We start from the raw sequence: 12,931 nt of genomic DNA, 5'->3' as shown, positions 1-12,931 counted from the left end.
GACATCTGTTCCAACGGGTGTACCCGCCGGTAATGTGACCGGCCGTGACCAGTCATCTCACCCCTTCCCAGGCCGCGGCAACGCCCCGGCGCCGTACGGTCGTTCTCGCCGCGGCGGCCACGGCCACGCTGGCCCCCCTCACCTCGCTGGGCTCCGGGACCGCCCACGCGGCGGGTACCGCGCCCGCCTTCCTGCACGGCGTCGCCTCGGGCGATCCGCTGCCCGACGGCGTCCTGCTGTGGACCCGCGTCACCCCCACCCCCGAGGCCGTCCCCGGCTCCGGCCTCGGCCCGGCCGTCCAGGTGGGCTGGGAGGTGGCCTCCGACCAGGCCTTCTCCCGGGTCGTCGCCGGGGGAACCGTCACGGCGAGCGCCGCCACCGACCACACGGTCAAGGTGGACGTGCGCGGACTCCGGCCGCAGACGCCGTACTGGTACCGGTTCACCGCCGGCTCGGCCGTCTCCTCCGTCGGGCGCACGCTGACCACCCCCGGCCACGACGTGACGACCCCGGGCGTCCGCTTCGGCGTGGTCTCCTGCGCCAACTGGGAGTCCGGCTACTTCTCGGCCTACCGCCACCTGGCCGCCCGTACGGACCTGCACGCGATCCTGCACCTGGGCGACTACATCTACGAGTACCAGTCCGGGGGCTACCCGGAGGCGAAGTACACCGTGCGCCAGCACGAGCCGAAGCACGAGATCGTCTCGCTGGCCGATTACCGCACCCGGCACGGCAAGTACAAGACGGACGCCGACCTCCAGGCCCTGCACCACGCCCACCCGGTCATAGCCATCTGGGACGACCACGAGTTCGCGAACGACATGTGGTCCGGCGGCGCCGAGAACCACACCCCGGGCGCCGAGGGCGACTGGGCGGCCCGCGCCGAGGCGGCCAAGCAGGCGTACTTCGAGTGGATGCCGGTACGGACATCCACCGCGGGGACGGTCTACCGCAGGCTGCGCTTCGGCACCCTCGCCGACCTCCACCTGCTGGACCTGCGCTCCTTCCGCTCGCAGCAGGCCAAGGTCGGCAGCGGCGCGGTGGACGACCCGGAGCGCAGCATCACCGGGCGCGCCCAGCTGGACTGGCTCAAGTCGGGCCTCGCCGGCTCCGACGCGACCTGGAAGCTGGTCGGCACCTCGGTGATGATCTCGCCGGTGGCCTTCGGCTCGTTGCCCGCCCACCTGCTGGCGCCGCTCGCCAAGCTGCTCGGCCTGCCCGAGGGCGGCATCGCGATCAACGTGGACCAGTGGGACGGCTACACGGACGACCGCAAGGAGCTGCTGGGCCACCTGAAGGACCGGAACGTCAAGAACACGGTGTTCCTGACCGGCGACATCCACATGGCCTGGGCGAACGAGGTCCCGGTGAACATGGCCACCTACCCGGGCTCGGGCACGGCGGCGACCGAGTTCGTCGTCACGTCGGTGACCTCCGACAACCTCGACGACATACTGCACGTGCTGCCGGACACGCTCTCGCTGGTTGCCGAATCCGCCATCAAGGCCGCCAACTGGCACGTGAAGTGGCTCGACATGGACGCGCACGGCTACGGCGTGCTGGACGTGACGCCGGAGCGCTCGCAGATGGACTACTACGTGGTGTCCGACAAGCGCCGGCCCGACGCGACGTCCGCCTGGTCCCGCTCCTACCGGACCCTGAACGGCACCCAGAAGGTGGAGCGCGCCTACCAGCCCGTCCGCTGACCGCCTGATTGACCGTCAATTCTCCTGCCACAAGGGGCGTCTGGTACATACCAGACGCCCCTTGTGCGTTCGAAGCAACAAATCTTTTACGTAAGACACTTGACCTGAATATGTCATGCACACATAAGCTTCGCGCCAGCTGAAGAAGATCCTTCAGGCCACCACCCCCCACCACCCCCCACCCGCGAGGAGCACACGTGCGCGCGAACGCCCGCATATCCCCCCTTCTCCGCCGCCGCCTGATGGGCACGGCGGTTCTGGCCGGAACCCTGGCTTTCACCCCGCTTGCCGCCCCCACCACGCTCGCGGCCGCCAAGACCCCCGCCGAGGTGTGCGCCGACCAGGCCGCCGCTCCCGCCAACGCCCGCGTGACCCGTGCCCACGACGAGCACGCGGACGAGCCGAACGAGCTCACCGACGCCCAGGCCAAGGCCATGGACGCCGACCTCAAGTCGAAGCTGGACAAGGCCCTCAAGAACCAGCCGCAGCGCAGCCTCGCCGCCGCCGAGGCCGTCGTGAACATCCCCGTGTACTTCCACGTCGTGCACTCCGGCACCACCGGCAAGCTCACGTCCACGGACGTCAGCAAGCAGCTCGCGGTCCTCAACGCCGCCTACGGCGGTCAGGGCACCGGCAACGTCAACACGAACTTCCAGTTCACCCTGGCGTCGACCGACTACACGGACAACGCGTCCTGGTACAACCTGGCCTCCGGCTCCCAGGCCGAGAAGGACATGAAGAACACCCTGCGCAAGGGCGGCCCGGGCGCGCTCAACTTCTACACCGCCAAGCTCTCCGGCGGCCTGCTCGGCTGGGCGACCTTCCCGACCTCCTACGCCTCCAGCCCCAAGATGGACGGCGTGGTCGTGCTGGACAGCTCGCTGCCCGGCGGCTCCTCCGCCAACTACAACGAGGGCGACACCGCCACCCACGAGGTCGGCCACTGGCTCGGGCTGTACCACACCTTCCAGGGCGGCTGTAACGGCAACGGCGACTACGTCTCCGACACCCCGGCCGAGAAGAGCGCCGCGTACGAGTGCCCGACCGGGCGCGACAGCTGCGCCAGCAAGCCCGGCGCGGACCCGATCCGCAACTTCATGGACTACACGTACGACTCCTGCATGTACCAGTTCACCGCGGGCCAGGTGGCCCGCATGAGCAGCAGCTGGACCGCCTACCGCGCGGGCTGACCCCGGCGACGAGGAGGGCCCGGCCCGGCATCCGCCGGGCCGGGCCCTTCCTCATGTCCCGCGCGGACACCGCCCGGAGGCCGTCGAGTCAGAGGCTGTCGAGGAAACCGATCGCGGTCTTCCAGGTCTCCTCCGCCGCCTCGGCGTCGTAGTCGTCGAGGTCCGGGTCGGTGAACAGGTGCCCGGCACCCGGGTAGCTGTGGACCTCGACGTCCGCCCCGGCCCGCTGCATCCGCAGGTACCAGGCCGTCAGCCAGTCGTGCGGCTCGAAGGGGTCCGGGTCCGCGATGTGCAGCTGCACCGGGAGTTCGTCCACCGAGGCGCCGTCCTCCAGGTCCGCCGTCCCGTGCAGCAGGAGCAGCCCGCGCGCCTTCTCGTCGGCCAGCGCCAGGTGCTGGGCGAGGGAACCGCCGAAGGAGAAGCCCGCGTAGACCAGTCCCTGGTCGGAGTGCGGGGCCGAGGCCAGCACCGCCCGCTTCAACAGCTCGTCACGGCCGATCTCCTCCTGGTGGGCCATGCCCTCCTCGACGGTCTCGAAGGTGCGCCCCTCGAAGAGGTCCGGCACCTGGACCTGGTGACCGGCCGCGCGCAGCCGGTCGGCCGCCGCGTGCACCGCGGGCCGCAGCCCGTACGTCGAATGGAAAAGCATGATGTTCATGCCTCCATCGTGCCAGCCGTCCCGGGCCCTGATGCGCCACGGCTCCCGCTACGTTTCATCCCCATGGAGACGGAGAACTTCCTGCGCCCCGTGACGGTCATCGGCGGCTCGCTGGTCGCCACCCTGATCGCGGGCCGGCTGCTCGACCTGCTGCTGCGCCGGGCCGACGCCCGGCACCCCGAGACCCCCCTGTGGGGACTGCTGCGCCGTTGCCGGCTCCCCTTCCAGGTGGTGCTCTGCACCTCACTGCTGCGGGGCTCCTACCGCTGGGCGGGCGTCCTCCCCGACCACCCCGTCGGCGTCGGCCGCTTCCTCACCCTGGTGCTCATCGCCTCGGCGGCCTGGCTGGCGGTACGCATCGCGGCGGCCGCCGTCGACTCCACGTACGCGCGCTACGCGGCGGTGACCACGGACGAGGCCCGGGTCCGCCGGGTGCGCACCCAGGTCACCCTGATCCAACGGGTGGTCGCCGCGGTGGTGGTCGTGGTCGCCGCGGCGGCGATGCTGCTGACCTTCCCCCCGATGCGTGCGGTCGGCGCCTCGGTGCTGGCCTCGGCGGGGATCCTCGGCATCGTCGTGGGCATCGCCGCCCAGTCCACGCTGGGCAACCTCTTCGCCGGCCTGCAGATCGCCTTCGGCGACACCGTCCGCATCGGCGACACGGTGGTGGTCGACAAGGAGTGGGGCCGGGTCGAGGAGATCACCCTGACCTTCCTGACCGTCCGCACCTGGGACGAGCGCCGCATCACGATGCCTGTGTCGTACTTCACGAGCAAGCCGTACGAGAACTGGTCGCGCGGCGGTGCGCAGATGACCGGCACGGTCTTCTGGCACCTGGACCACAGCGCGCCCGTGGGCCTCGTGCGGGAGCGGTTCCACCAGATCCTGGAGGAACTCCCCGAGTGGGACGGCCGCGGCGGCGGCCTGGCCGTGACGGACACCACACCGCACACGGTCCAGATCCGCGGCGTGGTCACCGCCAAGGACGCCGACGACCTCTGGACACTGCGCTGCGCGGTCCGCGAGCGGCTGCTCACCTGGCTGGCCGCCCACCACCCCTACGCACTCCCCCGCATCGCCATCGCCCAGGCACCCCCCACCCCGGACACTCCCTAGGGCGCGCGCAGGCTGCGTACGTCGAGGTGGCGCAGCACCCGGTCGACGACCTCCGGGTCGGAGCCGGGTTCGCTGCGGGCGGCCAGCACCTCGTGGCGGGCGGCCGACATCATCTCCCGCTGGATCCGCTGGACGTCGTGGAGCCGCTGCACGCGCTGCGCGTACGCCTCGCGCCGTTCCTCGTCGACCATGTCCGGGCTGATCCTGGCCCCCACGTCGTACGCGCGCCGGCTCAGCTGCTCGATCAGGTCCTCCGGCAGCTCCTCGGCCTCCTCGATCTCCTTCAGCCGCCGCTTCGCGGCCTTGGCGGCGCGGATCGCCAGCTGCCGCTCGGCGTCCCGCCGGGCGTCGGTGTCCTCCTCCACGCCCAGGCGGCGCACCAGCCACGGCAGGGTCAGCCCCTGGCACACCAGGGTCACCATGATCACCGCGAACGCGATGAAGATGATCTCGTCCCGTGCCGGGAAGGGCTCGCCGGAGTCCGTCTTCAGGGGAATGGCCAGGGCCAGGGCCACCGAGGCCACCCCGCGCATCCCGGCCCACCACATCACCACGCTCTCCCGCCAGCTGAGCGGGATCTCCTCGTCGTAGTCGCGCCGCTGGTGCAGCTTCTTGGCGAGCCACCCGGCCGGCAGCAGCCACGCCAGCCGTACGCCGACCACCACCGCGACGACCACCGCCGCCCATCCGGCCATCTCCCACACGCGGTCCTCGGCCGTCCCGAAGACGTTGTGCAGCTCCAGCCCGATCAGCCCGAAGGCGACGCCGGTGACCAGCGTGTCCACGACCTCCCAGAAGGTGTGCCCGGCCAGGCGCCCCAGCACGTCGTCGGCGTCGGAGGCGTACTCGGCGAGGAACAGGGCCGTCGTCAGCACGGCCAGCACCCCCGACCCGTGGAGTTCCTCGGCGACCACGTACGAGACGAACGGCACCAGCAGCGTCAGGCCGATCTGCAGGGTGGCGTCGCCGAGCCGGCCCATCAGCCGGTGGGTGGTCCAGCCGAGGGCCAGGCCGACGACCACGGCGACGACGGCGGACAGTACGAACTCGCCGAGCGCGTCGGGCCAGGAGAAGCTGCCGCTGACGGCGGCGGCGATCGCCACGTGGTAGAGCACGATGGCCGTCACGTCGTTGAAGAGCCCCTCGCCCTCCAGGATCGACACCATGCGGCGGGGCAGCCCGAGCGATCCGGCGACGGCGGTGGCGGCGACCGGGTCGGGCGGGGCCACGAGCGCGCCGAGCGCGACGGCGGCGGCGAGCGGCAGCGCGGGCACCACGGAGTAGGCGACGGCGGCCACGGCTGCGGTCGTGACGAACACCAGGGCCACGGCCAGCAGCAGGATCGGCCGCACGTTGGCGGCGAACTGCCGCCACGAGGTCCGCTGTACGGAGGCGTACAGCAGCGGCGGAAGCACCAGCGGCAGGATGAACTCGGGCGGGACCTCGACCTCCGGCACGGCCGGCACCAGGGCGAGGACCACCCCGCCGAGGGTCATCAGGACCGGCGCGGGCAACCCCAGCCGGTCCCCGAGCGGCACCATGACCACGGCCCCGAGGAGGAGCACGAAGAGCAGAGCGAGCTGATCCACTCCCCCACCCTGCCAGGCCGCTGCGCTCGGCGGTGCGGTGACGGGTCCGCGGTTCCGTGTCGGGCTCCGCCCGCACCCCCTACGGCGCTACGCGCCCGGCTCCCGGCCACGGGAGGGAGCGTCGCATGGCGCGGTGGGGGATGCCCGCGTCCTGGAACTCCGGGCCGTGGGCCACGTACCCGAGCCGCTCGTAGAAGCCCGGCGCGTGCGTCCGCGCGCCGAGGTCGACCGCGGTCAGCGCCGGCCGGGCGCCTCCCGGACGGCGATGCGGACCTCGGCCGGCGAGGTCACTCGCTCTCGGCGCGGATCACGTCGAGGGCGTGCTGGAGGTCGGCCGGGTAGGTGCTCTCGAACTCCACCCACTGCCCGTCCGCCGGGTGCTCGAAGCCCAGCCGGACCGCGTGCAGCCACTGGCGGGTCAGCCCGAGCCGCTTCGCGACGGTCGGGTCGGCGCCGTAGGTCAGGTCGCCGACGCACGGGTGGCGGTGCGCGGACATGTGCACGCGGATCTGGTGCGTACGCCCCGTCTCCAGCTTGATGTCCAGCAGCGAGGCGGCGCGGAAGGCCTCGATCAGGTCGTAGTGGGTGACGGACGCCTTGCCGTCCTGGGTCACCGCCCACTTGTAGTCGGCGCTCGGGTGACGGCCGATGGGCGCGTCGATCGTGCCGCTCATCGGGTCGGGGTGGCCCTGGACCAGCGCGTGGTAGCGCTTGTCGACGACCCGCTCACGGAACTGGTTCTTCAGCGAGGTGTACGCGCGCTCCGACTTGGCGACGGCCATCAGGCCGGACGTGCCGACGTCGAGGCGGTGCACGATGCCCTGGCGCTCGGACGCGCCGGAGGTGGAGATGCGGTAGCCCGCTGCGGCGAGACCACCGATGACGGTGGTGCCGGTCCAGCCGGGACTCGGGTGGGCGGCGACGCCCACGGGCTTCATGATGACGACGATGTCGTCGTCGTCATGGACGATCTCCATGCCCGGGACCGGCTCGGCCACGACCTCGACGGGCCGCGGGGGCGCGGGCATCTCGACCTCGAGCCAGGCACCGCCGTGCACGCGCTCGGACTTCCCGACGACGCTGCCGTCGACCGACACCTTCCCCTCGGCCGCCAGCTCGGCCGCCTTGGTCCGGGAGAAACCGAACATACGGGCGATGGCGGCGTCGACGCGCTCGCCTTCGAGGCCATCGGGAACGGGCAGGGTGCGGATCTCGGGAATCGTACTCACCCGTCGAGTATGCAGGACTCGACGGACGGGCCGTCCCGCGATCAGTCCTTGTGGACGGTGCCGTCCGGGTCCAGGCCCTTGAAGGACAGCAGCACGATGAGGATGCCGCCGCACACGATCGCCGAGTCGGCGATGTTGAAGACGGCGAAGTGGGCCGGCGCGATGAAGTCGACGACCGCCCCGCGGAACACGCCCGGCGAGCGGAAGATCCGGTCGGTCAGGTTGCCCAGCGCACCGCCCAGCAGCAGACCCAGGGCGATGGCCCACGGCAGGCTGTAGAGCTTGCGGGCCAGGCGCACGATCACCACGATCACGGCCGCCGCGATGGCGGTGAAGATGATGGTGAAGGCCTCGCCGAACCCGAACGCGGCGCCCGGGTTGCGGACCGCCTCGAACTTCAGCAGGTCACCGATGATCTCGATCGGCGGCTGGTGCTCCAGCTTCGCCACGACCAGCATCTTGGTGCCGAGGTCCAGCAGGTAGGCGAGCACCGCCACGACGAGCAGTGCCGCGATCCGCCGACGCCCCTTGGGCGCGACCGACTCCGGCTGGGCGTCGTCCCCGACCTCCGGCGTACCGATGATGCGCTCCGCCTCTGCCACGTGAGTCCCTCGAACTAGCCGACCCAGGCTCCTCCTGGACCCTGACCAGACGAGGGTACGTCAGGGCCCCCGCGCAGCGCCCGTCCCACCTCCGGCCCCCGCGGAAGGCCGCTAGTGCCGCCGCTCCTGCTTCTGCTTGCAGTCCACGCACAGCGTGGCCCGCGGGAAGGCCTGCATCCTCGCCTTGCCGATGGGCTTGCCGCAGTTCTCGCAGAGCCCGTACGTGCCCGCCTCCAGCCGTTCCAGGGCCCGCTCGGTCTGCTCCAGCATCGAGCTGGCGTTGGCGGCGAGCGCCAGCTCCGACTCCCGGGTGATGTTCTTGGTGCCCGTGTCGGCCTGGTCGTCGCCGGCGCCGTCGCCCGAGTCCCGCATCAGGCCGGAGATGGCCACCTCGGAGGCGTCCAGCTCGGCGCGCAGCCGCAGCACCTCCGACACCAGCTCCGCGCGGGCCTCCTCGACCTCCTGGGGCGTCCAGGGGTCCTCCCCGGGCCGTACGGCGAGCTCCCCGGGGGCGGCGGCCGCCGCCGTGACCCGGGTCTTGGGCAGCCCGCTCGTGGCGGCCGCAGCCGTCTTCCTCGCCGCACCGGTGCTCTTCTTGGCAACCACGTTCCGGACTCCCGTCTCCTTCGCGGCGTGCGCCGCCCCCTCGGCCCCGGCCTTCTTGGCCGTGGCCGTCCGCTTCTCGACGGCGGTCGTCTTCCTGACTGCGGTCGTCTTCTTCCCGGCCGCGGTCGCCTTCTCGGCCGGAGCCTTCCCGGCCACGGCCGTCTTGTTCGCCGATGCCTTCTTCGCCGGAGCCTTCTTCGCCGGAGCCTTCTTGGCGGTCGCCTTGCCGGCCGCCGTCGCCTTCTTGGCGGGAGCCGGGTCCCCGGAGACCGCTGTCTTCTTCGCCACCATGGCCGCGGCCCCTTCACATACTGTGATTTTGCTCGCGAATCGTGCCGGAACGATAAATCGGCTCCGGCCCCGCGGCAACGGGGCACGCATCCGTCGAGGTCAACCTGCATCCGTTGTGCCCATCCGGAAGCCCGGTAATCCGCCACTCCCGCCCCACCGCCCCCGCCCCGCCCCCCGCGCCCGCGCCCCCGCCGCGCCGTGGCCACGGGCCCCGCAGGGGCCCCCGTAAAGCGGTCTGCCGCGTGCCCTCCCGGCCCGTACACTGGGCCCAGCGAAAGGCATGGACGGGGACGAGTAGCGTCGGACGCAGCCAGGAGCGACCCGGGGACGGTGAGAGCCCGGGGGCGAGCGCGACGTGAAGGATCACCCCTGAGCCGCCGGAAGAAAGCCGCGGGTCCCCCGCTGGGCGAGTAGAACCGGCTTCGCACCCCAATGAGGGGGCCACCGGATCCGTCCGGCGGCCAAGGAGGGTGGTACCGCGGGAGCAGCAGTCGGCTCTCGTCCCTCCGGACGGAAGTGACACCCCGCCGGAGGAAGAGTTCAGCCTCATGACCACACCGCCGCAGTACCGCCCGGTACCCGCCCAGGTCGACCTGCCTGCCCTCGAGCACGCGGTCCTCGACTTCTGGCGCGAGAGCAAGACCTTCGCCAAGACCCTGGAGCAGTCCGAGGGCCGCCCCGAGTGGGTCTTCTACGAGGGCCCGCCCACCGCGAACGGCATGCCCGGCGCGCACCACATCGAGGCCCGCGTCTTCAAAGACGTCTTCCCCCGCTTCCGCACGATGCGCGGCTACCACGTGGCCCGCAAGGCCGGCTGGGACTGCCACGGCCTGCCCGTCGAGCTCGCCGTCGAGAAGGAGCTGGGCTTCAACGGCAAGCAGGACATCGAGGCGTACGGCATCGCCGAGTTCAACGCCAAGTGCCGCGAGTCCGTGACCCGCCACACCGACGCGTTCACCGAGCTCACGACCCGCATGGGCTACTGGGTCGACCTGGACGACGCCTACCGGACCATGGACCCCGAGTACGTCGAGTCCGTGTGGTGGTCGCTGAAGGAGATCTTCAACAAGGGTCTGCTCACCCAGGACCACCGCGTCGCCCCCTGGTGCCCGCGCTGCGGCACCGGCCTCTCCGACCACGAGCTGGCCCAGGGCTACGAGACCGTCGTCGACCCCTCCGTCTACGTCCGCTTCCCGCTGACCTCCGGCCCGCTCGCGGGCGAGGCCGCGCTGCTGGTGTGGACGACCACCCCGTGGACCCTGGTGTCCAACACCGCCGTGGCCGCGCACCCGGAGGTCACGTACGTCGTCGCCACCAATGGCGAGGAGAAGCTGGTCGTCGCCCAGCCGCTGCTGGAGAAGGCCCTCGGCGAGGGCTGGGAGGCCACCGGCGAGTCCTTCACCGGCAAGGAGATGGAGCGCTGGACGTACGAGCGCCCCTTCGAGCTGGTCGAGTTCCCCGAGCCCGCCCACTACGTCGTGAACGCCGAGTACGTCACGACCGAGGACGGCACCGGTCTGGTCCACCAGTCCCCCGCCTTCGGCGCCGACGACCTCGCGGTCTGCCGCGCGTACGGCCTGCCCGTCGTGAACCCGGTCCGCCCCGACGGCACCTTCGAGGAGGAGGTCCCCCTGGTGGGCGGCGTCTTCTTCAAGAAGGCCGACGAGAAGCTGACCGCCGACCTCGACGCGCGCGGCCGGCTCTTCAAGCACATCGCCTACGAGCACAGCTACCCGCACTGCTGGCGCTGCCACACGGCCCTGCTCTACTACGCGCAGCCGTCCTGGTACATCCGCACCACCGCCGTCAAGGACGCGATGCTGCGGGAGAACGAGAAGACCAACTGGTTCCCGGACTCCGTCAAGCAGGGCCGCTTCGGCGACTGGCTGAACAACAACATCGACTGGGCGCTCTCCCGCAACCGCTACTGGGGCACCCCGCTGCCGATCTGGCGCTGCGAGGAGAACCACCTCACCTGTGTCGGCTCGCGCGCCGAGCTGAGCGAGCTGTCCGGCCAGGACCACTCGAACCTGGACCCGCACCGCCCGTACATCGACGACGTCACCTTCAGCTGCACGCACGAGGGCTGCTCCCTCGAAGCGGTCCGCGTGCCGGAGGTCATCGACGCCTGGTACGACTCGGGCTCGATGCCGTTCGCGCAGTGGGGCTACCCCTACAAGAACAAGGAGATCTTCGAGAAGCGCTACCCGGCGCAGTTCATCTCGGAGGCCATCGACCAGACGCGCGGCTGGTTCTACACGCTGATGGCGGTCGGCACCCTCGTCTTCGACAAGTCGTCCTACGAGAACGTGGTCTGCCTGGGCCACATCCTCGCCGAGGACGGCCGCAAGATGTCCAAGCACCTGGGCAACATCCTCCAGCCGATCCCGCTCATGGACCAGCACGGCGCGGACGCGGTCCGCTGGTTCATGGCGGCCGGCGGCTCCCCGTGGGCGGCCCGCCGCGTGGGCCACGGCACGATCCAGGAGGTCGTCCGCAAGACCCTCCTCACGTACTGGAACACGGTCGCCTTCCAGGCGCTGTACGCCCGTACGTCGAACTGGGCGCCCTCCGCGGCCGACCCGGCCCCGGCGGACCGCACGGTCCTCGACCGCTGGCTCCTCTCCGAGCTCCACGCCCTCGTCTCCGAGGTCACGGAGGCGATGGAGTCCTACGACACCCAGCGGGCGGGCAAGCTCCTGTCCGCCTTCGTGGACGACCTGTCCAACTGGTACGTCCGCCGCTCGCGCCGCCGCTTCTGGCAGGGCGACGCTGCCGCGCTGCGCACCCTGCACGACGTGGTCGAGACGGTCACCCGGCTCATGGCCCCGCTCACCCCCTTCATCACCGAGCGGGTCTGGCAGGACATGGTCGTCCCGGTCACCCCGGACGCCCCCGAGTCGGTCCACCTGTCGACGTGGCCGACGGCGGACACCTCGGCGATCGACCCGACCCTCTCCCAGCAGATGCAGCTGGTGCGCCGCCTGGTCGAGCTGGGCCGCGCCACGCGCGCCGAGTCGGGCGTCAAGACCCGCCAGCCGCTCTCGCGGGCCCTGGTCGGCGCGGTCGGCTTCGACGCGCTCTCCCCGGAGCTCCAGGCCCAGATCACGGAGGAGCTGAACGTCTCCTCCCTGGCCTCCCTCTCGGAGGTCGGCGGGTCCCTGGTGGACACCACGGCGAAGGCGAACTTCCGCGCGCTGGGCAAGCGCTTCGGCAAGGGCGTCCAGGACGTGGCGAAGGCCGTCGCCGCGGCCGACGCGGCGGCGCTGTCGCTGGCCCTCCGCTCCGGCGAGGCCTCGGTGGAGGTGAACGGCGAGCCGGTCACCCTCACCCCCGAGGAGGTCATCATCACGGAGACCCCGCGCGAGGGCTGGTCGGTGGCGTCCGACTCGGGCGCGACGGTCGCCCTGGACCTGGAGATCACCCCGGAGCTGCGGCTGGCGGGCCTGGCCCGTGACGCGATCCGCCTGATCCAGGAGGCCCGGAAGAACTCCGGCCTCGACGTGGCCGACCGCATCGCGCTCCGCTGGTCCTCCGCGGACCCGGAGGTCGTCACGGCCCTGACGGACCACGCGGGCCTGATCGCGGACGAGGTCCTGGCGACGGACTTCGCGTCGGGCGAGGCCGACGCCGCCTACGGTGACCCCTTCACGGACGAGCCCCTGGGCCTGACCTTCCGCCTCCGCAAGGCGTAGCCGAGGCCGAGCGGCCCGCCCCTTCCCTCCCGGGAGGGGTGCGGGCCGTTCTTGCGTCTGCGGGCCGGTGGCCGCCGCTGCCCTGGCCGGGCGGTGCCGTTGTTCTTCCGCCTGCGGGCCGGTGGTCGCGCCTCAAGCGCCGGCGGGGCCGGGTTCGGCCGCCCGGTCGGGGTCGGGACAGGGGGGTGGGGGTGCGGGGCCGCCGGGGGGTGTCTCCTCGGCTCGCGCGGGACCGTCCTTCTCGGCTGT

9 protein-coding genes and 1 pseudogene are annotated in these 12,931 nt (G+C 71.6%); 4 read left to right on the top strand and 6 right to left on the bottom strand.

Features of this window, described 5'->3' with window-relative positions; genetic code table 11:
- Positions 1-44 precede the first annotated feature (44 nt).
- Both IG86_RS0136140 and IG86_RS0136135 read left to right on the top strand, forming a co-directional pair.
- On the top strand, positions 45-1,706 hold the full coding sequence (locus IG86_RS0136140; RefSeq protein WP_030824554.1) for an alkaline phosphatase D family protein: 1,662 nt from the start codon (positions 45-47) through the stop codon (positions 1,704-1,706).
- A gap of 242 nt (positions 1,707-1,948) precedes the next feature.
- On the top strand, positions 1,949-2,896 hold the full coding sequence (locus IG86_RS0136135; protein WP_030824550.1) for a zinc metalloprotease: 948 nt from the start codon (positions 1,949-1,951) through the stop codon (positions 2,894-2,896).
- Between the two features lie 88 nt (positions 2,897-2,984).
- Here IG86_RS0136135 and IG86_RS0136130 read toward each other — a convergent pair whose 3' ends face one another.
- On the bottom strand, positions 2,985-3,554 hold the full coding sequence (locus IG86_RS0136130) for a dienelactone hydrolase family protein (protein ID WP_030824546.1): 570 nt from the start codon (positions 3,552-3,554) through the stop codon (positions 2,985-2,987).
- Between the two features lie 63 nt (positions 3,555-3,617).
- On the opposite strand from IG86_RS0136130, the gene IG86_RS0136125 reads away from it, so the two are divergent.
- On the top strand, positions 3,618-4,670 hold the full coding sequence (locus IG86_RS0136125) for a mechanosensitive ion channel family protein (RefSeq protein ID WP_030902524.1): 1,053 nt from the start codon (positions 3,618-3,620) through the stop codon (positions 4,668-4,670).
- Here the strand turns inward: IG86_RS0136125 and IG86_RS0136120 are convergent.
- The 5 genes and pseudogenes from IG86_RS0136120 to IG86_RS0136105 all read right to left on the bottom strand — a co-directional run bounded on the left by IG86_RS0136120 (position 4,667) and on the right by IG86_RS0136105 (position 8,987).
- Positions 4,667-6,259, bottom strand: a complete 1,593-nt coding sequence (locus IG86_RS0136120) for a Na+/H+ antiporter (RefSeq protein ID WP_030824539.1) — start codon at positions 6,257-6,259, stop codon at positions 4,667-4,669. The two genes, IG86_RS0136125 and IG86_RS0136120, sit on opposite strands and share 4 nt — an antisense overlap.
- Positions 6,260-6,338: 79 nt before the next feature.
- Positions 6,339-6,497: pseudogene (locus tag IG86_RS41895) on the bottom strand (GNAT family N-acetyltransferase); the annotation flags it as partial.
- Positions 6,498-6,546: 49 nt separating this feature from the next.
- On the bottom strand, positions 6,547-7,488 hold the full coding sequence (locus tag IG86_RS0136115) for an RluA family pseudouridine synthase (protein WP_030665814.1): 942 nt from the start codon (positions 7,486-7,488) through the stop codon (positions 6,547-6,549).
- 41 nt (positions 7,489-7,529) lie between these two features.
- A complete protein-coding gene (lspA, locus tag IG86_RS0136110; protein WP_030665797.1) occupies positions 7,530-8,090 on the bottom strand; it encodes a signal peptidase II in 561 nt (186 codons plus the stop codon).
- A 111-nt stretch (positions 8,091-8,201) separates the two neighbouring features.
- The gene (locus IG86_RS0136105) at positions 8,202-8,987 is read right to left on the bottom strand and encodes a TraR/DksA family transcriptional regulator (protein ID WP_030902522.1); all 786 of its coding nucleotides are present in this window, start codon (positions 8,985-8,987) and stop codon (positions 8,202-8,204) included.
- Between the two features lie 548 nt (positions 8,988-9,535).
- On the opposite strand from IG86_RS0136105, the gene ileS reads away from it, so the two are divergent.
- Entirely contained in the window at positions 9,536-12,682 is a 3,147-nt protein-coding gene (gene ileS / locus IG86_RS0136100; RefSeq protein WP_030902520.1) for an isoleucine--tRNA ligase, read from the top strand.
- The last annotated feature ends 249 nt before the right edge of the window (positions 12,683-12,931 follow it).

It is taken from the genome of Streptomyces virginiae, from assembly GCF_000720455.1.
GTDB lineage: Bacteria > Actinomycetota > Actinomycetes > Streptomycetales > Streptomycetaceae > Streptomyces > Streptomyces virginiae.
This window is presented reverse-complemented; position numbering and strand designations above follow the sequence as displayed.

What these genes read in the sequence shown, in the direction of transcription:
- IG86_RS0136125 (WP_030902524.1), top strand. Translation starts at nt 3,618, where the DNA reads ATGGAGACGGAGAACTTCCTGCGCCCCGTGACGGTCATCGGCGGCTCG.
- IG86_RS0136135 (WP_030824550.1), top strand. Translation starts at nt 1,949, where the DNA reads ATGGGCACGGCGGTTCTGGCCGGAACCCTGGCTTTCACCCCGCTTGCC.
- IG86_RS0136105 (WP_030902522.1), bottom strand. Translation starts at nt 8,987, where the DNA reads ATGGTGGCGAAGAAGACAGCGGTCTCCGGGGACCCGGCTCCCGCCAAG.
- ileS (WP_030902520.1), top strand. Translation starts at nt 9,536, where the DNA reads ATGACCACACCGCCGCAGTACCGCCCGGTACCCGCCCAGGTCGACCTG.
- IG86_RS0136130 (WP_030824546.1), bottom strand. Translation starts at nt 3,554, where the DNA reads ATGAACATCATGCTTTTCCATTCGACGTACGGGCTGCGGCCCGCGGTG.